The sequence below is a fragment of the Streptomyces sp. NPDC127092 genome (assembly GCF_042722475.1).
Classification (GTDB): Bacteria; Actinomycetota; Actinomycetes; order Streptomycetales; family Streptomycetaceae; genus Streptomyces.
In genome coordinates, this window is record NZ_JBHXFE010000304.1 from 710 (window position 1) to 1,235 (window position 526).

Here is a 526-nt window from a genome sequence, read left to right on the forward strand (position 1 = left end):
GCGTCGGTCTTGGCGTCGGCGGAGATGCTGCCCGCGGCGAAGTGGGTGGCCAGGTCGGCGGCGCGGACTTCGTCAGCGATGATCTGCGGGCGCCCATCCGGTCCGATGATCTCGCGGCGGAGCCATGACAGCGGGTTCCACCACCAGGTCGGGTCGGCCTTGGCTACCTGTTGCGGGTCGAAGATCCAGACGTGGCCCACTTTTTCGCGGACACCGCGGGTGGCGTCGACGACGTCGCGTTTGTTCGAGGTGGTAAGTACGGCTCCGGGTGCTCCGACGACTGCGGGGATCACCACGGACGTGGACTTTCCGACGCGTGGACCGCAGATCCACACGTGCATGTCCTCGTAGGAGGCATAGAGCTTCTTGTTGCTGGGAAGGTGCCGTCCGATCGGCACTCCCGGTACCTGACCGTCCGGTACTTCCACCTTCAGGCGTTTCGCCGACGCGCGGGCGGTCTTCTCGGTCAGCGACCTGACGTCTTTGAGGGTGGCCATGTGATCGGCCTTGTGGTCGACGCGGGTGC

The 526-nt window shown here is 66.0% G+C and carries 1 protein-coding gene; it reads right to left on the bottom strand.

Features of this window, described 5'->3' with window-relative positions; all coding sequences use genetic code 11:
• The coding region (locus ACFWJO_RS39930) for a type IV secretory system conjugative DNA transfer family protein (RefSeq protein ID WP_386873223.1) at window positions 1-497 on the bottom strand (497 nt) is incomplete at its 3' end.
• Window positions 498-526 lie beyond the last annotated feature (29 nt).